The sequence below is a fragment of the Krasilnikovia sp. MM14-A1259 genome, assembly GCF_047159535.1.
In the GTDB taxonomy this organism is placed as follows: Bacteria; Actinomycetota; Actinomycetes; order Mycobacteriales; family Micromonosporaceae; genus Actinoplanes.
On the sequence record NZ_BAAGAJ010000002.1, the window covers coordinates 5,009,690 to 5,035,985 of the forward strand.

Annotated in this window: 23 protein-coding genes; 11 read left to right on the plus strand and 12 right to left on the minus strand. The window is 69.4% G+C overall.

Going from position 1 to position 26,296, the window contains the following annotated elements:
* Nucleotides 1-279: 279 nt before the first annotated feature.
* Nucleotides 280-2,898, minus strand: coding sequence for a TrlF family AAA-like ATPase (locus ACMCNK_RS22805; RefSeq protein WP_412738412.1), 2,619 nt, complete (start codon nucleotides 2,896-2,898; stop codon nucleotides 280-282).
* A 458-nt stretch (nucleotides 2,899-3,356) separates the two neighbouring features.
* Here ACMCNK_RS22805 and ACMCNK_RS22810 point away from each other — a divergent pair, with 458 nt between their 5' ends.
* The 7 genes from ACMCNK_RS22810 (at nucleotide 3,357) to ACMCNK_RS22840 (ending at nucleotide 8,516) form a co-directional block, all read left to right on the plus strand.
* On the plus strand, nucleotides 3,357-3,803 hold the full coding sequence (locus ACMCNK_RS22810) for a hypothetical protein (protein WP_412738413.1): 447 nt from the start codon (nucleotides 3,357-3,359) through the stop codon (nucleotides 3,801-3,803).
* Between the two features lie 72 nt (nucleotides 3,804-3,875).
* The gene (locus ACMCNK_RS22815; protein ID WP_412738414.1) at nucleotides 3,876-4,232 is read left to right on the plus strand and encodes an STAS domain-containing protein; all 357 of its coding nucleotides are present in this window, start codon (nucleotides 3,876-3,878) and stop codon (nucleotides 4,230-4,232) included.
* A 583-nt stretch (nucleotides 4,233-4,815) separates the two neighbouring features.
* Nucleotides 4,816-5,874, plus strand: coding sequence for a hypothetical protein (locus tag ACMCNK_RS22820; protein WP_412738415.1), 1,059 nt, complete (start codon nucleotides 4,816-4,818; stop codon nucleotides 5,872-5,874).
* A 353-nt stretch (nucleotides 5,875-6,227) separates the two neighbouring features.
* Nucleotides 6,228-6,815 (plus strand): recombinase family protein, encoded by a 588-nt coding sequence (locus ACMCNK_RS22825; RefSeq protein ID WP_412738416.1) that lies wholly within the window; start codon nucleotides 6,228-6,230, stop codon nucleotides 6,813-6,815.
* 1 nt (nucleotide 6,816) lies between these two features.
* Nucleotides 6,817-7,146: an STAS domain-containing protein gene (locus ACMCNK_RS22830; protein WP_412738417.1), complete on the plus strand. Its 330-nt coding sequence runs from the start codon at nucleotides 6,817-6,819 to the stop codon at nucleotides 7,144-7,146.
* Between the two features lie 261 nt (nucleotides 7,147-7,407).
* A complete protein-coding gene (locus ACMCNK_RS22835) occupies nucleotides 7,408-7,899 on the plus strand; it encodes a SigE family RNA polymerase sigma factor (RefSeq protein ID WP_412738418.1) in 492 nt (163 codons plus the stop codon).
* Entirely contained in the window at nucleotides 7,896-8,516 is a 621-nt protein-coding gene (locus ACMCNK_RS22840) for a hypothetical protein (protein ID WP_412738419.1), read from the plus strand. The genes ACMCNK_RS22835 and ACMCNK_RS22840 overlap by 4 nt, the downstream gene beginning before the upstream one ends.
* Before the next feature lie 97 nt (nucleotides 8,517-8,613).
* Here ACMCNK_RS22840 and ACMCNK_RS22845 read toward each other — a convergent pair whose 3' ends face one another.
* The 3 genes from ACMCNK_RS22845 to ACMCNK_RS22855 all read right to left on the minus strand — a co-directional run bounded on the left by ACMCNK_RS22845 (nucleotide 8,614) and on the right by ACMCNK_RS22855 (nucleotide 10,616).
* On the minus strand, nucleotides 8,614-9,216 hold the full coding sequence (locus tag ACMCNK_RS22845; protein WP_412738420.1) for a hypothetical protein: 603 nt from the start codon (nucleotides 9,214-9,216) through the stop codon (nucleotides 8,614-8,616).
* Between the two features lie 17 nt (nucleotides 9,217-9,233).
* Nucleotides 9,234-9,833 carry a matrixin family metalloprotease gene (locus tag ACMCNK_RS22850; RefSeq protein WP_412738421.1) on the minus strand — a complete coding sequence of 200 codons (600 nt, stop codon included), beginning with the start codon at nucleotides 9,831-9,833 and terminating at the stop codon, nucleotides 9,234-9,236.
* A 402-nt stretch (nucleotides 9,834-10,235) separates the two neighbouring features.
* Complete coding sequence (locus tag ACMCNK_RS22855; protein WP_412738422.1) at nucleotides 10,236-10,616, minus strand: hypothetical protein; 381 nt, start codon at nucleotides 10,614-10,616, stop codon at nucleotides 10,236-10,238.
* A gap of 217 nt (nucleotides 10,617-10,833) precedes the next feature.
* Here ACMCNK_RS22855 and ACMCNK_RS22860 point away from each other — a divergent pair, with 217 nt between their 5' ends.
* The gene (locus ACMCNK_RS22860; protein WP_412738423.1) at nucleotides 10,834-11,733 is read left to right on the plus strand and encodes an IS3 family transposase; all 900 of its coding nucleotides are present in this window, start codon (nucleotides 10,834-10,836) and stop codon (nucleotides 11,731-11,733) included.
* A 256-nt stretch (nucleotides 11,734-11,989) separates the two neighbouring features.
* Here the strand turns inward: ACMCNK_RS22860 and ACMCNK_RS22865 are convergent, their stop codons facing one another.
* The 3 genes from ACMCNK_RS22865 to ACMCNK_RS22875 all read right to left on the minus strand — a co-directional run bounded on the left by ACMCNK_RS22865 (nucleotide 11,990) and on the right by ACMCNK_RS22875 (nucleotide 15,684).
* The gene (locus tag ACMCNK_RS22865) at nucleotides 11,990-14,212 is read right to left on the minus strand and encodes an ATP-binding protein (protein ID WP_412738424.1); all 2,223 of its coding nucleotides are present in this window, start codon (nucleotides 14,210-14,212) and stop codon (nucleotides 11,990-11,992) included.
* 124 nt (nucleotides 14,213-14,336) lie between these two features.
* Nucleotides 14,337-14,603 (minus strand): hypothetical protein, encoded by a 267-nt coding sequence (locus tag ACMCNK_RS22870; protein WP_412738425.1) that lies wholly within the window; start codon nucleotides 14,601-14,603, stop codon nucleotides 14,337-14,339.
* A gap of 550 nt (nucleotides 14,604-15,153) precedes the next feature.
* The gene (locus tag ACMCNK_RS22875; protein WP_412738426.1) at nucleotides 15,154-15,684 is read right to left on the minus strand and encodes a hypothetical protein; all 531 of its coding nucleotides are present in this window, start codon (nucleotides 15,682-15,684) and stop codon (nucleotides 15,154-15,156) included.
* Nucleotides 15,685-15,995: 311 nt separating this feature from the next.
* On the opposite strand from ACMCNK_RS22875, the gene ACMCNK_RS22880 reads away from it, so the two are divergent.
* Complete coding sequence (locus tag ACMCNK_RS22880; protein WP_412738427.1) at nucleotides 15,996-17,600, plus strand: methyl-accepting chemotaxis protein; 1,605 nt, start codon at nucleotides 15,996-15,998, stop codon at nucleotides 17,598-17,600.
* Between the two features lie 161 nt (nucleotides 17,601-17,761).
* On the opposite strand, the gene ACMCNK_RS22885 is transcribed toward ACMCNK_RS22880, so the two are convergent.
* Together ACMCNK_RS22885 and ACMCNK_RS22890 are read right to left on the minus strand one after the other, a co-directional pair.
* Nucleotides 17,762-18,403, minus strand: a complete 642-nt coding sequence (locus ACMCNK_RS22885; protein ID WP_412738428.1) for a carbonic anhydrase — start codon at nucleotides 18,401-18,403, stop codon at nucleotides 17,762-17,764.
* A gap of 180 nt (nucleotides 18,404-18,583) precedes the next feature.
* On the minus strand, nucleotides 18,584-20,530 hold the full coding sequence (locus ACMCNK_RS22890; RefSeq protein WP_412738429.1) for a hypothetical protein: 1,947 nt from the start codon (nucleotides 20,528-20,530) through the stop codon (nucleotides 18,584-18,586).
* A 773-nt stretch (nucleotides 20,531-21,303) separates the two neighbouring features.
* On the opposite strand from ACMCNK_RS22890, the gene ACMCNK_RS22895 reads away from it, so the two are divergent.
* Nucleotides 21,304-22,118 (plus strand): IS5 family transposase gene (locus ACMCNK_RS22895; protein ID WP_412740955.1). Its coding sequence is split into 2 segments (ribosomal slippage): nucleotides 21,304-21,651 and nucleotides 21,654-22,118, totalling 813 coding nucleotides; the frame shifts between segments, so codons are not numbered across the junction.
* A gap of 433 nt (nucleotides 22,119-22,551) precedes the next feature.
* A complete protein-coding gene (locus ACMCNK_RS22900; protein ID WP_412738430.1) occupies nucleotides 22,552-23,733 on the plus strand; it encodes an IS110 family transposase in 1,182 nt (393 codons plus the stop codon).
* Between the two features lie 235 nt (nucleotides 23,734-23,968).
* Here the strand turns inward: ACMCNK_RS22900 and ACMCNK_RS22905 are convergent, their stop codons facing one another.
* The 3 genes from ACMCNK_RS22905 to ACMCNK_RS22915 form a co-directional block, all read right to left on the minus strand.
* Entirely contained in the window at nucleotides 23,969-24,721 is a 753-nt protein-coding gene (locus tag ACMCNK_RS22905) for a hypothetical protein (RefSeq protein WP_412738431.1), read from the minus strand.
* An 85-nt stretch (nucleotides 24,722-24,806) separates the two neighbouring features.
* Nucleotides 24,807-25,346, minus strand: a complete 540-nt coding sequence (locus ACMCNK_RS22910) for a hypothetical protein (protein ID WP_412738432.1) — start codon at nucleotides 25,344-25,346, stop codon at nucleotides 24,807-24,809.
* 662 nt (nucleotides 25,347-26,008) lie between these two features.
* A complete protein-coding gene (locus ACMCNK_RS22915; protein WP_412738433.1) occupies nucleotides 26,009-26,296 on the minus strand; it encodes a hypothetical protein in 288 nt (95 codons plus the stop codon).

The window sequence follows — 26,296 nt, forward strand, 5'->3', positions numbered from 1 at the left end:
GTAGGAGCATGTCGAGGGCGGGACGCGCTTGCTGCGTCCCAACGTGACCGCCGCCCTCGGGTCCTTCGTGGCTTGACCAGCGCAGCACAGCCGCCGCGTTCGCCGGCGAACACAAGACTGACGCCCGCGACGCCGTGATCATCGCCAGACCGTCCGACTGCGCGACGACATCCCCCCGACGGCGAGGTTACGAGCGGACGAGGTCGCGCGGGTCCTCTGGGTCTGCGGGGCCGATGTAGCGGAGGCTCTGTGAGGGCTGGAACGGGGCCTGCTCGTGGATCAATTGGCGGCTCGGTATCGCCGGGCGCGGTCCCGGAACGCCTTGTCGCCTCCTTCGAGGATCTGCCGGGCGGCGTCGGCGACCTGCGGTTCGTCGATGGCGCCGCAGGCCACCACGCGGCTTTTGTCGATGGTGGCGTCCAGGGCGAGGATCATTTCGGCGTCGCCCAGGATGGGGATGTTCGGGTTGTGCGTGGCGACGATGACCTGCCGCCGGTTGGAGACGTCGGCCAGCTGGCGGACGACCTGGTCGTAGATGTAGCGGTTGTCCAGGTCGTCTTCGGGCTGGTCGATGATCAGCGGGTTGCTGCCGGTGACCAGCGCGAGCGACAGCATGGCGGTGGCTTTCTGACCGGGGCTGACCTTGCGGACGTCGAGCCAGCGAGGCTGCTCGGTGTCGCTGAGGTTGATCTCGACGACGATATGGTCGGGGGTGTCGCACTGTTCGATCTGCCGTACTTTGCCGGCGGTCAGGGCGTGCAGCTTGGCGGCGGTGTTCTCGCTGACGCCGAGCTTGACGAGTTGTTCCGCCGTCGACTTGAGGGCGGCCACGAGCACCGCAGGAGACGAGTTTGCCAGCTTGGCGACCTGGTCTCCCCGGACGTTCTTCCCGGCCAGCAGTTGGGTCAGGAGGTTCTGCAGGTCGGTTCGGTCGGCTTGCGGCTGTACGATCACGCGGACGCGGCCCCCGACCGTGGCGGTCAGGTTTGCTGCGGCGGTCTGCAGCAGTTGCGAGATGGCACGTCGGGCGACTCGCAGTTCTTCGATCTGGTCGGAGTGCACGGCGTGGAGCTCGTCGAGTCGCTGCCGTTGTGCCGGGACCTTGGCGACGGCTCGTTCCAGGTCGGCGGCGGTGCGTTGGAGGCGGGCGAGCTCGTCCGGATTGGTGAGGCCGGCGTCGGCCAGGGCCACATTGATCTGGTGCCGGCGGGCTTGGACCAGCGCCTGGTGTTCCTCGACGGCCGGTTCGATGCGGCCCAGTCCCAGGCGGACAGCATCGAGGATCGTGTCCACGGCGGCTCGTATCGTGGACTCGGCCTCGACGGCAGCGCTGATCAGCGCCGGCGGGACCGCGTCGTGCTCCCGGACGGCGGGTCGTCCGGTGGCGGACCGGAGCTGCTCCGCGAGCGGTCCCACCCCCTCCAGCCAGGTCTTCGCCGCGGAGACCTCCGCCTGGACCGCGGTCAGTTCGCGGGAGGCGGCGACGTGCTGCTCGGCCCCGTGCTGACCGGCGACCTCCAGCTGGTCGCGGACGTCCTTAAGCTTCTCCTCGCTGTCGGCCGAGCGGGCCAGGGCCGCATCGAGCTTGCCGAGGTCGGTGTTGGTCGCCTCCAACTCGCGCAGGCAGCGCTCCTGCTCGGCGTGAGCGGCAGCGAGGTTGGGGTCTGCCGAGATCGCGAGGAACTGGCGTAGGCCCTTTTGATCATCGGCGAGCAATGCGAGCTCGCGTTGGCCGTAGACGCTGACGCTGAATCGCCGCGAGACGTCGATGCCGGTGTCGAGGCCGTTGCGGAGCAGCTGCGGCGGAGTGTCGTCGCCTGAGCGGGTGATCTCGTAGCGCTGCTGGTCGGCGGTGACCACCCCGAGGGTGGCCGTCGCGTTGGCCGAGAAGTTCGCGACGCGGTTGTTCCGGTTGTCGTCCGTCTTCGGTTCGGGTGCGGCGCAGGCGTGCCTGACGATCTCGATCGTGGTGGACTTTCCCGCTCCCTTGCCGCCGATGATGGCATTCAGTCCAGGCCCGAGGTCGATCGTGAGGCCGTCGTGGAAACCGCCCGTGACGCAGACGCGGTTCAGGCGCGGCCAGGTGGGGTCGGTGCCGTCGAGGAACTGGAGACCGGGAACCCGACCGAACTTGGTGCGGTGGTGTTCCGGGAACCGGATCCGCTGGTCGGGCATCAAGAACGCCTGCCGCAGGCTCTCCAGGGTCGGGGGTGTGCCCAGCTTCAGGTAGACCGCGCGCTGGCCGACCGTCTCGAGGTCGCGGACGTCACCGGATATGAACCACGCGGGGCGGTGCTCCCCGAACTGGGAGCGCGGGTTGCGCAGGACGTCGGCGCCCTCGTTTCCCCACACGTCGAAGCCCGCGACGTAGCCGCTCTGCGCAATTTGGGCGCTGGTGTTGCAGACGTTACGCGCGAACAGGCCGATGTCCTTGGCGGTGGAGTGCGGAGCGAGCACCAGCGCCCCGTAAGTTTGCGCGGCGATCTTGACGAGATCCAGGGGAGAGCCGACCGTGGTCGGGTTCGGCTCGCGCCGCTCGGTCAGGGCTGGCGGGCTGTTGGGCGGGAACAAGTGGGAGAGGAACTGCTGGCCCCGCCGATACCCGTCATCGGTGCAGTCCCAGATCGCCATCAGGTGGCACTTGTTGGCGTTGAACTCGATCCCGGGAAACACCACCACGCCATGCCGGCGGCCGGCCGCGGCCAGCTCGGGATACCAGGCCAGGGTGTTGTGGTCGGTGACCACGATGACCGATACCCCCGCGTCGGCGTGCGTCTTGATCAACGTCTCCGCGAAGGCTGCGTTTGGCGACGGGCCACCGACGTCGCCGTACTTCTGGTGGAAGTCGGCCGGCGTGTGGACCTGAAGATCTGCCAGCACCCATCGGGAGTAACCCACGACGAGTGACGATAGATCCACCCGCATAGCGATGACGACTCCGTTTACGCAGTAACTGCGACGAAATCACTCATACGCTGCTTTTAGGACTGCCGACTTCACCCGATCAGGGGCTTAGAAGGTACGCGAGCGTTCCGGGTGGATCACTGCGGACGAAGCCTACGGCCAGGACTCGATATTCCGGGCCTTCTGCGACCAGCTGGATCGGCTACGTGGTGGCGGTTCCCTGCAGCCAACAAGTCGGCCTCGGCGTCGGTGCCGCACGGGTCGACTCCCTCTCCGGACAGGCTCCGGCCGAGGCGTGGGAACGACTCTCCGCGGGCCTTGCGCAGGGCCGTACAGTTCCCAGAAGGCCATTAGGGCGATCTTGCTGCAGGGATCTCAGGTCTGCGTCTGGTGTTCGGTGCCGGTGATCCGCCCGCGCCGCCGGGGCTAGCTGGGCTGACCTGGCGCCCGCGATGGGCGTGGCCAGCCGGCAGGCCGCAGAACGCCGCTACCTGCGGATCCGCCGCAGCGACCACGACGACGCAGGCGCCACCGGCGACCAGCGCGTGACCGCCGAACGCGACCGCCGCGCGGGTACCCGCGCGGTCATCGACTGGGCCCGCACCAACAGCGCTGAGCTGCGGCAACTCGCCGGCCAGATCACCGCCCTGACCGACCTCGGCCCGCGCGCCCAGGACAGCCTCGACCGGCTGCACCACGCTCTCGGCAGCGCCGACCCTGCCGCCCTGCTCCCGCTGCTCGCCGACACCCACCCATACCTGCAGCCACAGCACGCCACCCTGGCCGCCCGGATCACCACCGTCGCCGACAACACCGACCAGGTCCGCGATGTCACCCAACGGCTCCGGGAACGGCGCCGCCGAACCCCGCACCCCGCCCCGACCGATCCCGAAGACTAGAACCGGCGCGAGTCACGGCCTGCGACGGTCCACGACCACCGCCATGATCAACCGTCCGGAAGAAGGCGCGACGTGTCCAGCCTCAACACCTCCGGCAGCGGCCCGCAACTACTCGTGCAGATGCCGGCCGGTAACGACCCCACCATCGTGACCATCACCGGTGAGATCGACCTCGCGACCCACGCCCAGCTGCAACAAGCCGTGACCGACCTGCTGCACCACCATCCGTGCCACCACCTCGTGCTCGACATGGCCGGCGTGACCTTCCTCGACGCCGCCGGCATCCGCGCCCTGCTCGCCTGCCACCACACCGCCGAACAACTCGGCACCCGCCTGGAGATCGGCCCAGCCGGCGACATGGCCCGCCGGGTCCTGACCCTCTGCAGCCTGGCCGACCTGTTCCACCTCTCGCCCCCGGCGTCCGTGTAGATCACCGTTCCCCGGAGACCATCGTGAGGGTGTTCCTTTGAGGGCCGCCTAATGGACGGGCACGATGGCCGGTCAGTTCGGCCAGCGGCGGGCCTGCAGCTTGCCGAGCAGACGGTTGAGCTTTCGCTGGTTCTCCGGCTTGGCTAGTTGGGATGTGTCTGTGATCGGCGGCGGACCCGGTCCTGACAACCGTCAGAGCCCGGGCCCGCCGCTCAGGGTGGTCGGGACCGCCACCCCGGACGGCACCCAGGGCGGTGGAGCGGCGCCCACCTGGGCCTGTCGAAGATGGTGCGCGCCGCGCCTGAGTGATCACCCCGCTGTCACAGAGCACCACCAGGATGACCGGTCCGTGAGTCCTCGTCACGGACCAGATGTGCGCTAGCAGGCTGCATGGATCACCGCGTCGATTTGCGCGGTCTGCGGTGTAACGCCTGGAACGTTGGGGCTCCCGAGCTGTAGGGAGCGTGTTCAGCCGATTGCCCCGGTGCCGTCCTTGTCGTTCTGGCCCAGCCGGATGCCGTGCCCCCCGTGGGGTGCGTCACCAGGCGGCAATGATCACGGGCGTACGGCCGATGAGATTGGGGTGAACCGGCTTCGGATACAGGGGGCGGACGGCAGCGCGGTAGGCGCCGAGGAGCTGTCGGCTGCCCTGCTGAGGCTGGAGGACCGGGTCGCCGTGGACGCCGCCGCGGGCTACGCGGCCGCGGTGGACCTCGAACGACGGGCGGAGGCTCTGGGCGACCAGGCCCTGCTGATGCGGGCCCGGCTGTGCTGGATCGACATGCTCCGGCGCACCGGCGATTTCCGGGAAGCCGCCCGGCACGTCAAGGGCGTCCAGGCATGGGCTCGCAGGTCCGGCGACCGCCGGATGCGGGCCCGTACCCACCTGGTGCAGGCCAGTATCGAGCGGCTGTGCGGCCACGGGGCCAAGTCACTGAGGCACGCGCTGGACGCGGTCGAGTTGCTCGATGAGACGGCCACCGCGCACATGCAGGTCTGGCACCGTCTCAAGCTCGCCGATGCGCTGGCCGAGTACCGCGGTATGGACGCGGCGCGGCCGCGGTATCGCCAGGCCGAGGACCTGGCCCGCGAGCTTCACCAGTGGGAACAGCTCACCGTGACGCTGAACAACTGGGCCTACTCCGAGTACCGGGCCGGTGACCTCCCGCGGGCCAGGGAGGTCGCCGGGCGGATGCAGGACCACGCCGTCGCCCGCGCCTACCACCTTGACCCGGACGCGCTGGACACGATCGCGGCGATCCAGATCGCCCACGGCGACTACGCCGAGGCGGAGCAGACCATGCTGGTCTGCATCGCCCGTTACAAGGGCGCGGGGCCGAATGACGCCGACGAGCTGGCCGAGTACCTGCTGACCCTGGCCAGGGCCCAGCGTCTTCTCGGCGCGACCGGCCGGGCCCTGGCAAGCCTGGACGCCGCCCACACGCTGTGCACCGAGCGTGGCCTGCACGAACTTCTGGCCCAGGTGTATCACGAGAAAGCCGAGCTGCACGCCGCCCGCGGCGAGCACACCGAGGCGCTCGCCGCGCAGAACGCGTCCATCGCTGCCCGGGGAACCTTCCCGCGGCGAAAGCCCCTGCGCGTCATCCTGCACGCGCTATTGCGGACACGCCGAGGCGGGTGAGGAAGCCGAGCCCCCGGATGAGCGGGCACGATTCCGCTGGGCCGACGCCGTGGAATGCCCGCCGACAAACGCGACCGAGCCGCTGACAGGCGCAGGGCCCCGCATGGATCAGCGGCACGTCGATGACGAGCTCGCCCGATGGAACGCTCCACCTCACAGTTGAGCCGAGCTCGGGGGAGAGCGAGACCGGCGCAGCGTTAGCGGTAGCGATGATCTTGTCCGTTAGACGATCCCTCAACGGACGCCCGCGGCCGGCGCCGCCGCACGCCGGCGACCAGCGCCCCAACCTGTCCCACATAGGGTGTCCGGAGATTTGTCCGATGAGCGGGGGCTATCCGGTACGCTCACCAACCGTGACCGCCGTCCGGATCGGGTACGCCCGGTGCTCCACCGACAAACAGGACCTGGAAGCCAACCGGCGCATCCTGCTCGACCTCGGCGTGCCGGCCGACCGGATCTACCTCGACCGGGCCTACTCCGGCACCACCCGGGCCCGGCCCGGCCTCGACCAGGCCCTCGCCGCCGTGCGCCCTGGCGACACCCTCGTCGTGCCGAAACTCGACCGGCTCGCCCGGTCCGTGCCCGACGCGCGGCAGATCGGCGACACCCTCGTCGGCCGCGACATCCGGCTCCAGCTCGGCACGATGATCTACGACCCGACCGACCCCATGGGCAAGATGTTCTTCAACATCCTGGCCACGTTCGCCGAGTTCGAGGTCGACCTGCTGCGGATGCGCACCCGCGAGGGCATGGCCATCGCCCGGGCCAAGGGCAAACTCAAGGGCCGGCAGCCGAAACTGTCCACCGCCCGGCAGACCCACCTGCTCAAACTGCATGCCGCCGGCGAGCACACCATCGTCGAGCTGGCGGAGCTGTTCGAGGTGTCCCGGCAGACGGTGTACCGCGTCCTCGAACGCGCCCAAGCCACCACGGCGGCGTGACATGACCGACCTCGCCATCAGCACCCAACCCGACAGCGACCGCACCGTACGCCTGATCGCCACCGGTGAGATTGACATGGCCAGCGCCGAACAGGTCACCGACGCCGTGGACAAAGCCCTGACCACCCACGCCCCCGCCCACCTGATCATCGACCTGACCGCAGTGACGTTCCTCGACTCGACCGGCATAGCCGCCCTCATCGCCGCGAAGCACACCACCACGGAACAGGACTGCGCGCTACGCGTCACCGGCGTCCACGGCATCGTGGAGCGCGTCCTGGACGTCACCGGACTGCTCGACGTGCTCGACGGGCCGCCGCCTCACTCCTAGATCAACCGCTTAGCGTTGTTTTTCGCTGGAAGCTACCGGCACCCCAGCTCGGTCATCACGGAGGTCGTGCCAACGACCCCTGAAGGGCGACCTGGAAAATCCGATATAAGGGGTATGCGGAGCTGCAGCACTAGGCGGGCGCGGAACGTCTGGTCGGCGGCGCCGGTCGGTTACCTGCGAGCAGTCAGCCTTGCGTAGGGCGTTGCAGCGGATCGGCGGGCTGGGTGCATCTTTCCTGGTGGAACCGATCTCGGGGGTGCCGTGACATTCGAGGATTACGTGGCGCAGCGTGGCCAGTCGCTGCTGCGGTTGGCGTACGTGCTGACCTCGGATACGCACCTGGCCGAGGATGTGACGCAGATGGCGTTGGCGAACGTCTACCGGCATTGGGCGCGGGTGCAGGCGGCCCGGGATCCGGATGCATACGTACGCCGGGTCCTGGTCAATGCCCACCTGGGGTGGCACCGGCGGCGCTCCGCAACCGAGCGTCCGGTCGCGCAGATCACTGGCGGGCCGGTCGTGGCGGACCCCGCCGATGACGTGGCGGCCCGCGACCGGATGCACCGCCTGCTCGCAGGCCTGCCACCTCGGGCGCGCACCGTACTGGTGCTGCGTTACTACCTCGATCTGGACGACGCGGGAATCGCCGAGGCGATGGGCATCAGCGCAAGCACGGTCCGATCTACCGCCGCGCGGGCTCTGGCGGCCCTGCGTACCGACGAGCAGACCCACACAGCAGGAGAGATCCGATGAGCGAGCACCTCGAACAGCAGCTCCGCACTGTCTTCGGCCAGGATGCGGCAGACGCTCCCACGCTGAGCCCGGCGACGGCTGGGGAGGTGGCGCGGCGGGTACAGCGCCGACGCCGCCTCGGGATCCTGACCGCCGCGGCGGCGGTGGTGCTGGGTTCGGGCGTGAGTCTGGCGCTCGCCTCGATGTCGGCGGGCCCGGACGCGCCACGGTCAGGCCCCGTCGCCGCACGCCACGGCGCGTTGGCGGACACCGGGGCGGCGGACTGTGCCGCCTACGGCTCGGCGCGGGACATCACCGCCCGCGGTTTCGCGTTCGACGGCACGGTCAGCTCCATCGCCAGTCCGGCGACGGTAGCGCCGGGCGGGTACACCGCGGTCACCTTCGCGGTACACGAGTGGTTTCACGGCGGAAGCGGCGACCGGGTGACGGTGACGATGATGGCGCCGCTGCGCCCGGGTCAGCACGCGTCGGAGGCTGGACCGTCGTACGGGACCGGGTCCAGGCTGCTGGTCAGCGGCGACACGAGCCCGGGGCTGGTGGCGCGCACATGTGGTTACACCCGCTACTACGACCAGGCGACCGGCGACGCCTGGCGCGCCGCCAGCAACGGCGGCTGACCGCCGACACCCCCACCTTTGGGGGCAAAGGCTGCGGCGTCCGGCCTTCCAACGCGTGTTGAGCACGCGGGAAGGCCGGACGCCGCAGGTCTGCCGACTATTCGACGGTTTCGGTCAGCTCCGCTACCGATGAGGCGTCGGTGAGCTCGCCCTGCCCCGGGTCGACGCGGGTCAGGTCACCGTTGTCCTCGCGCAGGAGCATGCCTTGGTCACCACCGACGACGGCGCGGGCACCGTTGCGTTCGTCGGTGAGGAACAAGACGGTGTCCATGCCCTTCGACACCGGGGCTTCATCGGACTCGACCTGCTCGTCGTCGTAGCGCAGAACCAGGACGTCGGAGGGGCCGCTGCCCTTGATGACCCGGTCAACGTGGAAGTTCCACAGGTTGACGGTCGGGTCGTTCGGGTCACCCTTGCCGACCAAGCCGTAGTCGCTGGCGAGGCCCTTCTTGGCAATGCCGGCGAAAGATCCACTGACCACGTAGTCGGAGTAATCCGAGAGGTCGGCCGCGGAGTCCATTTCGGCGTGGTCGGTGTGGATCACGATCTTCGACTGAGTCGCGTTTTTCGGCGCTTGCGCGACCTGAGCAACTGAAGCATTCGTGTGTGTGTCGGCGTGGGTGGCAGTGCTGTAAACAGCTCCGGCGGTTGCGGCGGTCGCGAGACCGGCTACGGCGAGCGCCACGATACGGCTACGCATGTCTCACTAATCCCTTGTCAGTAGATGGCGTTGACGCCGTTGATGTCGTCCGGCCAGGGTTCGGTTCCCCAACCACACGACCATTTGATGGAGCCCTGCGCCATGACTGACTTGGTGCCCGAGCAGGAACTGGTGTTCATGTGGTTCAGGCCCAGTGAATGACCCAGTTCGTGGGTAGCGATCATGCGCTGCTGGGTGGCGTTCAGCCCCACCGTGCCCTCGGTGTTCCAGGTGAACCGTGTGCTGTTGTTCTGCCAGGTTCCGCCGCTGGTGCAGGTTCCCGTCGTCTGAGCGAAGATGCTGTGGTCCAGGAAACTCTGCTCGGTGACGAAGATGTTGTAAGTGCTGCCAGTCGTCGAGGCAAAGCTACCGGGAGCATTCACGGCATTCCAGCGCTTCGCTCCCTCGACCGTGGCGGTCCAGTGCGAGGCGGTCGCGGCGTTCTTCTTGTAGTGCAGCGCGGGATTAGTGCCCTGGAACTTACAGCCGATCCTGGTATACGCCAGCGCCGGCGCCTCAGACGTGGCAACTAGCCCGGCGCTAGCCGAAGCGATAACCGCACCGCTGAGCAGCATTACCGAAGAACGGCGTGTGATGGATTTCCACCACGATGACATCCTCAACCTCCATTGCGACTGTCATGCAGGGGCTGCGTGCTTCGATGCCGCCAAATTCGAGACATTCGAGAACGGGGACGGGTGACCACGGAGGGGGGGTCCTGGCAACCAATCCGCAACCAAGTTCCTGCGGAAATGAAACCTATGGCCCGATAGTCATCCCTACAAATCAGCCATAAATTCCTAAAAACATACTGAATAGCACGAAAGCTGACATACTTCCTGTTTCACTGCCTCAGGTCGAGCCTTACGGACAGCGGCCCTCTGGCCGAACGAAGCCCCAGTCAAGAGCGGGTCGGGGGCACGTCAAGCCCCCGAGGTCCCTCCCTTAGCCAGCTACCAGTCGTTATTCAGCAACGTCCAAGGTGCTCAACCAACCCACAGGTCCGTTGACCAGGCCGCCTAGTAGCGCGCGGGCAGGCCTGCGCCGGGCTGGGCGACCTCGGGCCAGCCCGCGCCGCCGTGCGCCGCGGCGCCCAGGCCGCCGCGGCGCACGGCGGCGCGGGCTGCGGCTGCGCCGGCCGCCCAGCCCTCACCAGTGGCGGCTGCGGCGTCGCGGGAGTCGTACTCGGCGTGCAGCCGCTCGTGCCGGATCGCCGCGGCGCTGGCGGTGCGCGCGGCGACCTGGCGGTGGTGCAGCGTCCACCGCCGCGCCGGGGCCGGCGGGGCCGTGGCCCGGATGAGCAGTTCGCGCAGCACGGAGCCGGAGACCGGGGCAAACCGCGGGAGGGTGCGTCGGTTGCGGCGGTGACTCTGGTCTGGGCTACAGATCTCCTCGATCACCCGGTCGGTGATCCGGGAAGACCGTCTCCCGGCTCACCGACGCGCCGTAGATCTCGGCGAAATGGGCGCTGATCTCGCAGGGTTCGGCGGGTGCCAGGTTGTCGGTGGCGGACAAGGACGCTGAGATCGCCCGGCTGCGCCGTGAGGTGGCCGAGTTGCGGCAGGAGAAGGAGATCCTGCGCAAGGCCGCCGCGTTTTTCGCGAAGGAGATGGATCGGTGACCAGCCGCTTCCGGTTCATCTCCACCCACCGTGGGGAGCACGGCGTGAAGCGGTTGTGCCGGGTCCTGGCGGTGTCGCGCTCCGGGTTCTACCGGTGGGCCGCCGCCGCACCCGGCCGGGCCGCGCGGACCGCCGCCGAAGACGCGCTGGCCGCCGCGATCACCACGGTGCACACCGCCTCGGGCGGCGCCTACGGCTCACCGAGGGTCACTGTCGAACTGCGCGAGCAAGGTCTGCGGGTCAACCGCAAACGGGTCGAGCGCATCATGCGTCAGCGTGCGGTGGTCGGCCGGCACCTGCGCCGGCGTAAACGGACCACGATCCCGGACCTGGCCGCGGCGCCGGTGCCAGACCTGCTCGGTCGCGACTTCACCGCCCCTGCACCGGATCAGCGGTGGTGCGGCGACATTACCTATCTGCGGGTCGGGGATCGATTCATCTACCTGGCCACCGTCATCGACATCTACTCCCGGCGGCTGCTCGGCTGGTCCATCAACTCTCACATGCGCGCCGAGCTGGTCATCGACGCTGTGCACGCGGCGGTCGCGGCTCGCGGGCACCGGGTCCACGGCGTGGTGTTCCACTCCGACCGCGGCAGCCAATACGGCAGCACCGCCTTCGCGGACGCCTGCCGCCGCTACGGGGTACGCCGGTCGAGGGGCCGGATCGGGTCGTCGTTCGACAACGCCCTGGCCGAGGCGTTCTTCGCGTCGCTCAAACGCGAACTCGACGTCGACAGGCGCCGCTGGGCCTGCGAGGCCGATGCCCGCCGCGACGTGTTCCGCTGGATCGCGTTCTACAACCATCGCCGCCGGCACTCCGCCCTCGGTTACCGCAGCCCCGCCGACTACGAACAAACCCCCGACCCGGCTACGCTGCTCCAAGTCGCGGCATAACCCGGTGTCCACACCCCGGGGGGAAGCTCATGGTCCACGACACGGAGACCTCTCTGGCCCCGACGCCTTGACAAAGAGAGGTGCCGTTAGATCCAGTGTCAACCCCGAACGCCTGAAACCAGCGTGCTGGCCGGGGGCACTGTGGGGCGTCTCGCGCTGGGGGTGCAGACGTACGGTGGCTGGACGCGGCGGCCGGAGGACCACCTGCGCCGCAGCCCCAGCCCGATTCCTCGGATTTCGCGGCGGTCGGCGGTGGTCAGGCCATGGTGGGGACGGGCGTCTCCCGGCCTGGGGCCGGGTCGGTGAGGCGGCGGACGGCGCCGGCCGGGGCGGGCGGGGTGAGCGGCCGGGCACCCGTACCGGCGGGGGCGGCGAGCGGGTCGGCAGTGGGCAGGGTGAAGGTGAAGCGGGAACCGCCGCCGGGGTTGTCGTCGGCGTGGATGGTGCCGCCGTGGCGGATCACGATGCCCTGGCAGATGGCCAGGCCGAGCCCGGTTCCCGCGTAGCCGGCGCCGGGGTGGGCGCGGTGGAAGTTGCCGAAGATGGCCTCGTGCTGCCCGGCGGGGATGCCGATGCCGTTGTCCGCGACGGTGACCTGCACGAAGCCGCCCGACTGGGAGCTGGTGATCCGGACGTGCGGGGTGACCCCGGGCGACGTGTATTTGATGGCGTTGCCGATCAGGTTCTCCAGCAGTTGCCGGACCGCGCCCGCGTCGGCGTGCACGGGGTGCAGCCGGCCGAGGGCGACCTGCGGCACCGGGAGGCCGGCGGCGGCCGCGGTGTCGGCGCGTCCGGCGGCGATGTCGCCGACCATGCCGGTCAGGTCGACCTGGGTGAGGGTGAGGTCGGCGTCACGGGCGGCCGTGTAGGCCAGCAGATCGTTGATCAGTCCGCGCATGCGTACGGCCGCACGGGTGACCCGGGCCATGCCGTCGCGGGCAAGGTCGATCGCGGGTTGCTCGGCGTCCAGGGCGTCATGGGCCGCCTCGGACCAGCCCTCCACGGTGGTCAACGGGCTCTGCAGGTCGTGCGCGACCACCCCGGCGAAGGTGGCGAGCTGGTCGCGGTGGCGGCGTTCGGCGGTGACGTCGTGGTAGAGCACGACCGCGTTGCGGGTGCCGTCGCAGCCGAGCAGCGGGGTCGCGGAGACCTGCACGATCCGCCCGTCACGGCCGTCCGGGTCGGTGAACAGCAGGTCGACCGGTTCGACCTGCTCTCCTGCCAGAGCCCGCGCCGGCGGCAACTCCTGCGCGGTGATTGGGCTGCCGTCGAGGTGATGTGTCCAGCTCTGCACGTCGCGCATGGCCCCGGCCTGCCCGAGCAGCCGCACCCCGGCGGGATTGCGCAGCACGACCTGGCCGTCGGCGTCGACCAGGGACAGGCCGTCGGCCATCGTGTCGATCACTGCGCTCATCAGCGCGTCGTGCCGGGTCAGTTCGGCCACCAGGGCGGTGCGTTCGTCGCGGCCCAGTGCGAGGGCCAGCCCGATGGCGGCGATCAGCACCACGTACACCTGCGCGGTCATGGCCCGGGCGTGCGGGTCCGCGAGGGCCGCCATCGGTCCCTGGCCGTACAGGGTGAACAGCATCGCCGCCGCGCCGAAGATCAGGTGGTGCAGGACCAGGAAGCTGGTGCGCAGTCGGACGGCGGCCCACACGGTCAGCGCGATCAGCGGGAACGCCAGCGGCAGACCGTGGTCGAAGACGAACCCGAACAGATACGCGACGGTGGAGCACAGCGCCACGGCCAGGTACTCGGTGACCCGCCACGCCGGCATCGCCCGCAACGCCTTGTCCGCGGCCTGCCACCAGCCGGCCAGCGACCGGTATCGGGCCCGGAATCCGCTGACGGCGGGCCCGAACCACAGCCCGGTGGTGCCCAGCACGAACACGCTGGCGACCTGCCGGGCCATCCACTCCGCCACCACCAGCCACGACATCGGCGCGCCGGCCAGCCACAGACCGGTCAGGCCGAACACCGCGCTCACGGTCGCGGCGACGGCCGTGACAGCGAGCAGGTAGGCCAGGTCCCGCGGCGCGGACAGCCGGGCGCCGCCGTCGGCGCCCCACAGGGTGGGCCGCCAGCGTCCCAGCAGCCACACGAACACCACGGCCTGCACCAGGTTGGCCACCGCCAGCACCGCACTGGCGGGAAGTGCGACACCGGTGGCCGCGTTGCCCGCCAGCGCGATCAAGGTCAGGGCGCACCCGTCCACCCACCGGGTACGGGCGTGGCGCTGGACGCAGAACCACACCACGGCGAACCCCGCGGCGGGCCACAACATCGCCAGGCTGCTGCCGTCGATCACCGTCATCCGCCCGGCCAGCAGCGCCACCGCGTACACGAGCGCAAACCCCGCGGTACGCGCCAGCGCCACCCGCATGGGTGGTAGGCCGCCCTCGGGACGGCTCGACGCCGTGTCCGCGGTGTCCGCCGGTGCTGCTGTGGTGCCCGTGCCGCGTGCGCCGGTGCGCTCCACGTGACCCCCCGTTTCGCCAGGCCACAGGCGGGCCCGACATCCACACGTTCGGAGAGCAGGAGCGCGGATCCCGGTACGGCACGGTTGCCGGCCGGGTGTAGCTCATACCTTCAGCCGGGCGACGTCACCGGAGGGCAGCAGCCGGCTGACGAAAGAGTGATCGGCCGGGCGGCGAGGGATGCCGCCCGGCCGACCGACCGGGTGGGGAATGGAACCGGCCGGGTCTGCTGCCCGGCTTGCAGGTCTGCGCCAGGTTGGCGCTCAGCTGCTTCGCGAACGCGGTGTCACTGGTCAGCTTCTGCTGGAACGCGGCAACCTGGGCCTTGGTCAACCCGGGGTAGGCGGGAGTGGCCTGGTAGGCCTCCGCCATCGCCTTCGGGTTGTCGTACACGGTCGACTGCACCTTGCACAGGTGCGCCGCAGTCGCCGTGACAACGTGCCCTGCGGCGTCCGCGCAGCACCGGCCGGGGCGGCCTGGGCAGCGCCTACGGTCTGCTGCGCCTCCGCGGTCGCCTCATGTTCGGCGCCGCACCCGGACAGCCCGAGCAGAGGGCGATTGCCGCAGCGGCGCCGGCCGCGGCGAGAGACAGGACGCGGGTGGTGCGGGCTCGCATGAAGGTCTCCTTCAGGTCGCAGGTCGTGGGGCGGTTTCAGGCAGCGCCGATGAGGACCGAGCCGGTGAAGCCGCCCCCGGTGTAGGTCGCGGTCAGCGGAACCCGGTAGGTCTTGCTCGGGGTCGAGGCCGGTCGCGGTCAGGCGGACCGAGATGAAGTCGTCCTCGGCGACCGCCAGGGTCGGGCCGTTGTTGAGGCCCGCAGCGGAGGCGTCACCGGGGTAGACGACGTCGAGTCCGGGTGGCGGGGTGAGGGTGACCTTGACGTTGTCCAGGCCGGGCTTGTTGCCCCGCAGCACGATCTTCGTCCAGGTCGGGGTGTCCTTCTTCACCAGCACCGGTGGGGTTTCACCGTGATCGCGGCTGCGGTGCGCGATGTCACCGGCAGGGTCGCGTTCAGCGTCTGGCTGCCCTTGGGCCCCGAACAGTTGACCTTCTTGGTCTTCAGGTCGTCGTCCTTCTTGATCTGCCCGGGGGCAGCAGCCGGTAATCCACGTTCAGGGTCATCGTGACCGGCACGGTCGCCGTGCTCGGAGCCGTGACGCGGAACGCCGTGTAGTCGATGTTTCCCGGCCGCCAACGCGGAAGCAGTGGAGAACGACGAGAAGGCGGCCGTGCTCTCCGGGTAGGTGACCTTCGCGCCGGACCCGGTCAGGGTCGCCCGCATGTCGCAGACATCCTGGTCGGCCTGCCAGATCGTGCTGATCCAGCCCTGCTGGACGGGCAGCATCGACGCGAGGCTGGGAACCAGCAGCGTCAGACCGTCGTCCTTACTGCCCGCGACGGCCGGCCCGGCCAGACCGAACGTCGCCCCACAAGCCGTGACCAGAACAGATGCCGCTAACACGTGTACGCGCATGAAATCATCCCTTGGCGGGCTGCCCCGTAGGCGTCATCGCCCACCGTCGCGCGGCCCTACCCCCGCAGCACCGTCACCTGATCTCCACGACGTAACCGACCGCAACGTCGGTCACATCTGCCCCGTGGGGGACCTGCCCAGGGTGCATGCCGAGAGGTACGAAAACCGTGCCGTCGTAGAACAGCCGGCTACGCGCGCTGGCCTGCCCGGGTCGTGATCTGCCGTACGTCGTGAGGGTCTCGGTTCAGGGCCAGGCGGCGGCAGCCGATTCACAGCAAGACGAGGCCGGGCATCGGGGGATTGCTGTGAACATGATCAGAAACCTGCGGGTGGGTGCCCGGCTGGGAGCGGCCTTCGGGCTGGTGGGGCTGCTGCTGGCGGTCAGTATCGGGATCGGGCTGCGGGGTCAGGCGCGGATGGACGCGGCCACCACCAGCGTGACCGAGGCCGCCGGCGTCCGCTCGCACGCCCAGACCGCGAAGTTCCGCACCGCAGACTTCGCCGGCTGGCAGACCGGGTACGCGTTCGACTTCGTGCGCGGGGTACCGCACGCGGCCGACGACACCACGGGGCAGCGCAAGGAGTTCCTGGCCTCCACCGCGGCATTCCGCACCGACCTGTCCGCGCTGGGCGCCGATCCGCTCACCGCGCAGGAACGCGCGACGGTCGCAGACCTGCAGAAGTCGTTCGACGCGTTCCTGCAGACCGACCAGAAGATCATCGCCGGGTACCGGGCCGGAACGGCCACGTCGATCGCCGCCTCCAACAGTCTCGCCTCGGGCGAGTCACTGGAATGGATGGGCAAAATCGTGCAAGGAGCCGACGCTCTGGTGGACCAGACCACCAAGCGGTCCGATCAGGCCCGCGCGGACTTCGACACGACCAGCGACGACACTCGCATCCTGATGGCCGGCACGGGCGTGGTCTGCCTGCTGCTGGCCGGTACCCTGGCGTTCCTCGTCACACGCACCATCGTTCGGCCGCTGGGCCGCATGGTCGCCGCGATGCGACAGGTCGCGGACAAGGACCTCACCGTCCGGGTCAGGCTGACCGGCCGCGATGAACTGGCCGCGCTGGGCCATGCGGTCGACACCACCCTGGACCGGCTGCGGACCTCGTTCGCGGTGATCAACACCGATAGCGCTACCGTGGCCAACGCCGCCGAACAGCTCGCCCAGGTGTCCAATCATCTGGGCGGGGCGGCCACCGCAACCTCCACACAGTCCGATCAGGTCGCCTCCGCCTCCGAGGAGGTGTCCCGCAACGTGCAGACGGTCGCCGCGGGCACCGAGGAGATGACCGCCGCGATCGCGGAGATCTCCGGCAGCGCCGCGGAAGCGGCCCGCGTCGCCACCGCGGGAGTCGACGGCGCCCGCGAGGCGTCCCAGGCGATCTCTCAGCTGAGCACGAGCAGCGCCGAGATCGGCACCGTCGTCAAACTCATCACCGAGATCGCGGAACAGACCAACCTGCTGGCGCTCAACGCCACCATCGAAGCCGCCCGCGCCGGCGAGTCCGGCAAGGGCTTCGCGGTGGTGGCCGGCGAGGTCAAGGACCTCGCCCAGGCAACCGCCAGGGCCACCGACGACATCGCCCGCCTGGTGGACACCATCCAACAGGACACCTCCGCCGCGGACGCGGCGATCACCCGGGTGGACGACATCATCAACAAGATCAACGAATACTCGATCACCATCGCCGGGGCGGTGGAAGAACAGACCGCCACCACCCAGGAGATGAGCCGCGGGATCGGCGAAGCCGCGTACGGATCGGCGCAGATCACCGAGAACATCGTCGGGGTGGCCAGCACCGCCCAAACCACCTCGGCCGGTTCCCAGCAGGCGCAGCAGACCGCCGAAGAACTCACCCAGGTGGCAGGCCGGCTACGCGGCGAGGTCACCCAGTTCCGCACCTGACACGCCTCGGCTCGGCGCCGTACACCAAGACGAGGCAGACACGTGCCCGCCGCGCGGTGGACGCACGTACTCCAACTGCCGGCCTCGAGGCTGTCGCGGGACGAGGGTCCGCAGGCGCGGAGGCAACGGCGGGATGAGCGGCAACGATCTCAGTACTTCGGTCACAAAGCGGAGTCTGCGGGGACATCGAGGCCATGGGCGGCGACCATCTCGGCACTCCCGTCAGCCAGGCGGTAGCACAGACCCACGACGGCGGCCCGGCCGGCGGCGACCCGCTCGGCAAGCACCCGGGAGCGGTCCAACAGCAGCTCGACCGTGTGCCTGATGTGTTCAGCCAGGATCTCCTCCGCTGTCACGCGGCCGGCGGCCCGCGCCGCGAGGACGCTGGGCGTCACCCGCTCGATGACGTCCCGCACGTACCCGGCCGGCGCCATCCCGTCCTCCAGTGCGGCGCACGCGGCGCCCACCGCGCCGCACGAGTCGTGACCGAGGACCACCACCAGCGGGCAGTCCAGCACGGCCACCCCGTACTCGATGCTGCCGATCACCTCGGCGCCCATCACGTGGCCCGCGGTGCGCACCACGAACAGGTCACCCAGGCCACGATCGAAGATGATCTCCGCTGCCAGCCGGGAGTCGGAGCACCCGAACAGGACGGCGAACGGCCGCTGCCCCGGTGCGATCTCGGCGCGGCGTGCCGCGTCCTGGTTCGGGTGCCCTGGGGTGCCCGCGACGAAGCGCTGGTTGCCGGCGAGCAGCAGCTCGAAGGCTTCCGGGGGTGTCGGGGACTTGATCTCCGCCATGGCCGCAGCCTAGTCGTCAGCCCGCAGGCTCGAGGAGGCGCACGGACGTAACTCCCCGCGCCCACAACGCCTCGACCAGGAGTTCGTGTCGCCCGCAGGGTGGTCACCGTAACCAGGGGGTACGGCATCCCGGACCCCGAAAGCTCTCGGCGCGTCGACGATCTCGGCCGGGCTTCTGCGCTATCCGCCGGTGGCGATGAAGGCGCGTTGGAGCTGATCGGCGCCGGGCTTGAGGCGTTCGGTGTGGTACACCCGCTGCCACTGCTGCCACCGGAACCATCCGGCGGTCTGGTCGATGTGGTCGACCGACAGGATGGGCGTAACGCCGGGGCTGGTGGTGCTCACCGGGTCCCGTCCGTGAGGGGTCAGGACCTGCAGCGACGACGGGTCGGAAAACCCGGCCAGGGCCCACGGCACCCGGACAGTCAGGTCGGCGCCGTCGCGGACCCACAGGGCGCGGCTGTCCGCGCCGGGCTCGGCAGGGTTCAGGCCGCCGTAGCGCAGCCGGCCGGCGTCGAACAACTCGGCCGGCAGGACGCGGTCCAGGGTGGGGACGTACAGCGGCCGGTTGGTGATGAGCTGGTAGGCGTGCCAGCCTGGCGGGGCCTCCGGGCGTTCGTTGTCCGGCACCGGCCAGTCCGTCTGCAGCGGGTCGAGTTGCGAGCGGATCCACGCCTGCCCGGTGCGGGCGCTCAGGTCGAGTGTCAGCGCGGTGTCCGGGCGCCGGTCCAGGCCGCCGGGCGGCGGGTCACCCGTGAGCTGAGGCAGGACGTCCAGACCGATGGTGAGCCGGGTCGGGGCTAGGTCGGCGAGGGTGATCCGCAGCCACAGGAAGCTCTCGTCCCGGCGTGCGGTGACCTTGCGGGCCGGCACGCCGGTCGGGCTGTCCAGCAGGGTCTGCTCCGGCTGCTCCGGCGGGCCGGTCGGGTCGGTGGCCAGGATCCCGAAGTACTGCTCGTTGGTCATCGGGTCGTGCCAGAGCTGGCGGCGGTCCGCGGGCAGTTGATGGTTGACCGTGTTCCAGGTCTTCTTGAACCATTCGTCCGCCCAGGCGAACACGAACCCGCCGGCCATACCCTGTTTCCGGATCACGCGCAGCACGTCCGCGTCGATCCGCATCGCCTCCTGCTCGCTGTGATCGCCCTGCCCCCGGCCGAGCGGGCCCGCGTGCGCGGTACCGATGGAGGACGGCACCCCGAACTCGCTGATCACCACCGGCATCCCGGCATGATGCTTGCGCAAGGCGGCCAGGTACGCCGCGTACGGGTCCGGCCGCCCCGGGAACTCGTAGCGCTGAAAGTCCGGGTAGTACGGGTACGCGTGGTAGCTGGCGAACGTGCCACCGGGCCACGCGGCGGTCGGCTGGACATGGTTGGCGTCCACCCCGACCAGGTCTTCCTGTTCCAGCGGTTCCGCCGGGTGATGCAGCGGGTCCGCGGTGGGCCAGTTCGCGAACGCGATCGGTTCGGTACGCCCGTGGCCGGCCTCGTCGGTGGCCAGCTCGTCCATCCGGGCCGCCAGCCACCGTTCGGTCGCGCTGGCCTGCGGTGTGTTGGTGAAGTAGCGGCCGTGGTGGGCCGGCGCGCGGCTGTTCTTCCGGTCGCTGGCTGAGGTCGCGTTGGGGTCCCATTCCACGCCGATGATCCACCCGGCGAGCCACCGGCTGACGTCGGTGTTCCAGGTGCCGCTGGCGTGTCCGGGCGTGGGCGCCCGGGTGAAGTTCCCGGAGACCGCGGCCGAGGCGTCGCGCAGTTCGGTGGTGAACGCCTGGGTGACGGCCGGGTCGTACAGGTTCTCCTTCTCGATGTAGGACTCGTCGGGCAGGTACACGCCCTGGATCAGATACAGCGGCCGGTCGCGGTGGGCGGTGTTGTACGCGGCAAGTTCGGTGTAGAACGCGGGCGGGTGGATGGTGTAGTTACGCACCACCCGCACCCCCAGCTGCCCCATCGCCGAGAACCAGGCCCGGTAGTCCGCGACCGTGATGGCCAGCTCGCCCGGCTGGAAACCGGGGTTGGTGCTGCCCAGGTTCACCCCAGGCAGGAACCCCCGATCACCGCCCGCGGTGTGCAACGCGAACCCGCGGGCGCCGGCCTGCGCGAGCGCGACCAGCCCACCGGCAGTCACCGGTCGCGGCGCCCACGAACTACCCGCGGGTGGCGGCGCAATCGCGTCCAGCCCAGCGATCCGGACCTGCTCGGCAGCAGGCTCTGACCTGCGGCAGGAGGATCCCGTCGTGGCGAACATTAAGAGCACGGCACATATCGCGGCCAGCACCCGACTGCCCGGCACGCTGCGCGCCTCCCTGCGGTCCGTCACGCGTACCCCACTGCCTGTTTGATGACCACCGACTAATCAAGCGGACTGGACCGACGACCTGCCCACCGACGGGACAGGACCCTTCCCTAACCCATCATCCAGCACCATTTGCCCGGAAATAACCAGGACGCCCGAAGCCCGCCGAGTAGCGGATCAGCCGAAGACGTCGGAGCGTCACAGGGAGCGCAGGCCCGCTCCGTCATTGTGTCGGCAGCTCGTTGCTCGTTGTAGCCACTCGTTGGCAGTCGCTGTGGCGAGCACGCAGGACAGCGCCGACCGAAAATGGGGGCGAGTTCCTCTGCCTCGGAATCTATGCCGCGGCATTCCTTTCCTGGCCCCTGTGACGCCGTCACTCTCATCGAGAACGATCGTTGACTAACGTGGGTCTGGCGGTCTTGCCCCCGCAGCCGTGACATGTCGCGGGCCGGGCCCAGCGTGGGCGGTGTATCGCTGTGTGGTGATCGTCGTAGCTCGTGGCCGTCATTGGAGACGCGGCCCGCCCCCGCCTTAGGGCTCGTCCCAGATGGCGGGGCTCTGGCCTGGGCTGCGAAGCTGATTGAGTGACGACGGTCGTTGAGGACATGGTCTGCACGTGGGCGCCGGACGACTTCTGGCAGGCAGCACGCCCGTTGATCCCAGTACCAGCAGCGCGACCGCAGGGCGGCGGGAAACGACGCGCCGATGACCGAGCGGTGCTGGCCGCGATCGTGTACCTGGTCCAGGCCGGCTGCTCCTGGGCCAAGCTACCCGCGGTGATGTTCGGAGTCAGCCGCTCCACCGTGCACCGGCGCTTCACCGAGTGGACCCACGACGGGCTATGGGTACGACTGCACCAGCAGTTCCTGCACCGACTCGGGATGATCAGTGAGATCGACTGGTCGCGGGCGATCGTGGACTCGATCAGCCTCCGCGCGCAAAAGGGGGCGACGAGACCGGCCCAAACCCGGTCGACCGCGGCAAACCAGGCTCGAAGATCCACGTCCTGTGCGACCGGACCGGCCTGCCCCTGACCGTCCTGATCTCCGCCGCGAACGTGCCGGACGCGCAACTGCTGCTCCCGTTGCTGGACTCGATCATCCCGATCCGCGGCCACCGGGGTCGGCCCCGGCACGTTCCGGAGAAGCTGCACGCCGACAAAGCATATGACGTGCGGGCGCTACGCGCTGAGGTCCGCCGCCGCGGCATCGGGGTACGGATCGCCCGCAAAGGCGTGGAGTCCTCCCAACGGCTGGGCCGGCACCGCTGGATCGTGGAATCGTGCCTGTCCTGGCTGCAACACAACCGACGCCTCGTGCGCCGCTACGACCGCAAAGCCGAACACTTCCAAGCCTTCGCTGACCTGGGCTGTCTCCTGCTCGCCTACCGCCGACTGACCAGACACAGCCATCTGGGATGAGCCCTTACGGACAGCGCGGTGCGGGTGCCGCACCGGCACCGGCACAATGCGACGGGTCCCTCGTCGTTATCCCGCAAGCGATCTTCCCCCGGAGGGGTGGTTTCGGTGTGAGGCTGTCGTCACCCGGCATCGAGATCGATCGTTGTTAATTGTAGGCCGGGTGCCGCGTTGTTCATCGATGGTCGATGTCGGCGTTGCATGGCCCCGGCCGGGCGTGGACGGACATGGCTCTGTGGTGATGGTCAACCTGTGGCTGCCACCGGGAGGTGCCGCCCCGTCCCCGCCAGGTGTGTCAGCGCTCAGTCCTGCGGACCGCTACGGGAAACCCGCGCTCCATCGCCGTCATCCAAAGGTGCCGGCCGCCGGACCCCCGCTGACACCACCACCCCCAGGGGTCGGACTCGACGGAGAGGATGCGGCAGGTGCCGAAACTGTGGATCGGCGTGGACATCGGCAACACCCATCACCACATCGCGGCCATCGACACCACCGGCCGAGTCAGTACTCCCAGCGGGTCGCCAACGCCGAATCAGCCCTGCTCGAGGTCATCGCCGACGTCACCGAACTCGGCCGGCCCGTGTGCTGGGCGGTGGACCTCACCACACCCCTGTCCGCTCTGCTCCTCGCCCTGCTGTGGCAGCGGCACCTCACCGTCCGGTACGTGTCCGGCACCGTCGCCCACCACATGGCCGCCGCGTTCGCCGGCGAACACAAGAGCGACGCCCGCGACGCCGTGATCATCGCCCAGACCGTCCGGCTGCGCGCCGACATCCCCCAGCTCGAACCATCCGGCCGGCTCCTGGCAGACCTCAGGGTCCTCACCGCCCACCGGGCCGACCTGATCGGGCAGCGGGTCGCCGCGATCTGCCGCCTGCAGCAGACCCTCACCTCGATCAGCCCCGCCCTGCAACACGCCGTCGATCTCAAACGCCGTGGCCCCGTCCTCGCCCTCGCTCAGTGGCAGACCCCCGCCGCGATCCGGCAGGCCGGCACCGCCACCATCACCGCCCTGCTGCGCCGGGCCGGCATCCCGAACGCCGCCGCCCTCGCCGCCACGCTGCACACCGCCGCCTGCCGCCAATCCGTCCGGATGCCCGGCGAACGCGCCGCCGCCCTGGTCGTCCGGCACCTCACCGCCGACATCCTCGCCCTGGCCCAACGCACCGCCGACATCGACGCGCAGATCAGCCAGCTGATCGACGAGCATCCGCTGACCGCGTACATCATCAGCCTGCCCGGCATGGGACCCGTCCTCACCGCGGAACTGCTCGTGCACACCAACGGCATGACCGAATACGACAGCCCGGCGCAACTCGCCGCCCACGCCGGCCTCGCCCCCGTCACCCGCGACTCCGGCGCGGTCTGCGGCAACCACCGCAGCCCGCGCCGCTACCACCGGGTCCTACGCAACGTCTTCTGGATGTCCGCCTACACCTCGCTACGGACCTGCCCCGCCTCCCGGACCTACTACGACCGGAAACGTGCCGAAGGCAAACACCACTACCAAGCCCTCATCGCCCTCGCCCGCCGCCGCGTCGACGTCCTCTGGGCCCTCACCCGCGACCACCAGACCTATACACCGACCCTCACGACCACCCGGGTGACGGCCGCCTGACACAGGACTCACCCCACCCAGACCAACCCAGTGGAGAGACAGGCCCTGGGCTGCACAAACACGCCCGAAGATCACCGGCTGGGCAGAAGGAAACTCCCATGTTTGCGACCCTTCCGTGATCACATGATCGCGATACGTCACTGCCAGGGACAGCGTGCCAGAGGCCACCGACAGATTTGCATTTCTCGTCACTGCCTGGGTGATGTGCTTTGGGCAGCGACGGTGGTGGAGTTGGTCAGGGCTGGTCGGACGGTTTCGCGATGGTCTTGGCGAGATCTCGGGTTCGTGCGTACAGCTCGTCGCGGATCGCGGGGAGGGGACACCAGCCCTCCGCCCACCTGGTGAGGAACCCCACGGTGGCGGTCTTGCGGCCGGCGGCGGAGCCGGCGCTGCGGTACTCCGGGTCGTCGAGCAGTTGCGCGGCGAGTTCGTCGTACTGCTCTTCGATGTGGGCGTACCAATGCTGGGTGAGTTCCTCAGCCCGCTCGCAGGCCCGGGACACGATCGCCCAGCGCACGAGGTGATCGACGTTGTCGGGCACGTGCAATTCGGCGATTCGGCGCCGAGCGCGGACGGCCGCGGCGCGGAACTCCGACATGCCCAGCAGGGAGTCGATGACCGCCTTGATCTCGGGCTGCCCGTTGTCGGCCTGTTCCCTCCACGCCGTGAACCAGGCTGCGGTGTGCTCCCAGTGGTGCAGCACGCCGTCGCCGACGAAGGCTAGTTCCAGGTGGTACAGCTCGCCGAGCCGGTCCAGGGGCGGGTCGGGGACGGTCCCGGGCTCGGGCAGGAATTCTTCTGCCTGCAGGTACACGGCTCGGGCGCCGAGGTGCTGCGCCAGCTCGAGGAAGCCCCGTAAGTCGAGCCGATCGTCGTCCAGGCGTACCTGGGGGCCGAGCGAATTCTCCGGGATCGCGGGCACCACCGTCATGGCGTGCGCGCTGGTGAAGTCCGTGACGGAGGTCAGCAGGACGGTCAGCTCATCCACGAGTCCGCTCCCTCGGTTCCGACCAGATCGGACGCCCAGCCGCCCGCCGGCCCTGGAGCGAATCTTCTCGAGGGGAACCCCCGCGTCATGACGGCTCGCTCACGGCGTCGTCCGGGCCGCGCCATTGCTTGCCCTCCTGCTCGGTGAGCAACTTGTCGAAGAAGGCGGATTCCTCCTCCGTCATCGGAGAGAAGTCCTCGGGTAGCTTGTAGCCCGGCCGCAGCCGCGCTCCGGTGAACCGCGCTACGTCCACCACGTGGGGGAGGTCGTACGCCGTGCGGACCCCGGAGATGGACATGCCGGCAGCCTTCGCGAGGGCATCGAGTGTGTAGGTGCGGTTCCGGCCGGGCTGCGGGAACTCCCGGCCGTACGCGAGTAGCAGACGGATCTTTTCTTCTGCGTCCTCACGGAGGGACCGCTGCCGCCGTAACGCGGCGAGCAGCGGATCGGTGCCGTTCTGCTCCCAACCCTCGAACAACTCCCGCGTGACGCGATCCTGCTGCTCCAGGGTCTCACGCCGGTCCGCGGTGAACTCCTCCTCCTCGTCCGGGCGGGGACGCACCCCCAGCCGGGTGGCCATCGGGTGCAGGATCGCGGCGATGTCTTCGAAGATGTCTCGTCCCATGCCTACAGTCTGCACGACAATTTGCGATCAGCGCAACTATCTGCGACACACGCATGAATCAAGCCCCAGTTGCTCCCGGATCATCAGGGCATATAGTGATGACGCCGGATGCCTTCCCCCGTGGGCATCCGGCCCCGTTTGTGGGTGATGGTCCGTCCGAGCCGGGCTCCGGGCCGACAACGCCAAACACGGCGCGCACACCGATGCGATCTGCGGCAAGTTCCGTCCAAGCGGCGCCAGTCCGGCGTCCACGGTGGCCGCTGCACATACAGCCCACGGTCGCGCTTGCCGAGAACGCCCGCCCTGAGTTTGCCACCCAACGGGTGGCGGCCGGGAGCGTCACCACCAGCTCGGGACTGCATGTCCGGCGAGCCGGGGTGGATGGACGCTTGACTGGGCCGTTCCTGGTCACCGCAACCGTACTCGCCGGGATCGTGGCTGCCGCCGCCGCTGGATGACCGCGGCCGTTACCGCAGGAAGCGCGTCCACCTCGCTGATCAGTTGGTCCCGACCTTGACCAAGAGGCAGGAGTCGCAAAGACAGCTGACGAGCTGAGAACCACCGGTGGAGTCTTGAGATTTCCCGCAGGTCGTTTTCGGCTTCGCGGCCACCGACGCCGACGCCGCTGGCGGTGCAGTCACGGCCGAGTGGGGTGCCGTGCGTCAGCTGGGCTGGGAGCGCCGGCGCCCTCGGTACCGGACGGTGGGCAGCTGGGCGGCGCCCGCTTCCCGGCGAGCTAGGTCACCTTCGCGGCAGCTGCCCAGGTACCGCAGCGCGCTCGCGGCGACAGTGGCCGCGTTGACGCTGGCGTCCGACACCAGCGCGGCGAGCATTTGGGCGCGACTGATCACCACGCCCTGGCTCGCGGCCAGCCGCACGAGGTAGTCGAGGTGAGCGTCTACCTCGGCTGGCCACTGCAACGAGGTGTTACGGCGTGATGAGTCTTTCAT

Bases quoted from the DNA above. Each gene is read 5' to 3' on its own strand.
- ACMCNK_RS22840 (WP_412738419.1), top strand. From the start codon at position 7,896: ATGAGCGAGCACCTCGAACAGCAGCTCCGCACTGTCTTCGGCCAGGAT.
- ACMCNK_RS22810 (WP_412738413.1), top strand. From the start codon at position 3,357: ATGGGCGTGGCCAGCCGGCAGGCCGCAGAACGCCGCTACCTGCGGATC.
- ACMCNK_RS22875 (WP_412738426.1), bottom strand. From the start codon at position 15,684: ATGCGCGTACACGTGTTAGCGGCATCTGTTCTGGTCACGGCTTGTGGG.
- ACMCNK_RS22910 (WP_412738432.1), bottom strand. From the start codon at position 25,346: ATGGGACGAGACATCTTCGAAGACATCGCCGCGATCCTGCACCCGATG.
- ACMCNK_RS22830 (WP_412738417.1), top strand. From the start codon at position 6,817: ATGACCGACCTCGCCATCAGCACCCAACCCGACAGCGACCGCACCGTA.
- ACMCNK_RS22915 (WP_412738433.1), bottom strand. From the start codon at position 26,296: ATGAAAGACTCATCACGCCGTAACACCTCGTTGCAGTGGCCAGCCGAG.
- ACMCNK_RS22885 (WP_412738428.1), bottom strand. From the start codon at position 18,403: ATGGCGGAGATCAAGTCCCCGACACCCCCGGAAGCCTTCGAGCTGCTG.
- ACMCNK_RS22880 (WP_412738427.1), top strand. From the start codon at position 15,996: ATGATCAGAAACCTGCGGGTGGGTGCCCGGCTGGGAGCGGCCTTCGGG.
- ACMCNK_RS22845 (WP_412738420.1), bottom strand. From the start codon at position 9,216: ATGCGTAGCCGTATCGTGGCGCTCGCCGTAGCCGGTCTCGCGACCGCC.
- ACMCNK_RS22850 (WP_412738421.1), bottom strand. From the start codon at position 9,833: ATGTCATCGTGGTGGAAATCCATCACACGCCGTTCTTCGGTAATGCTG.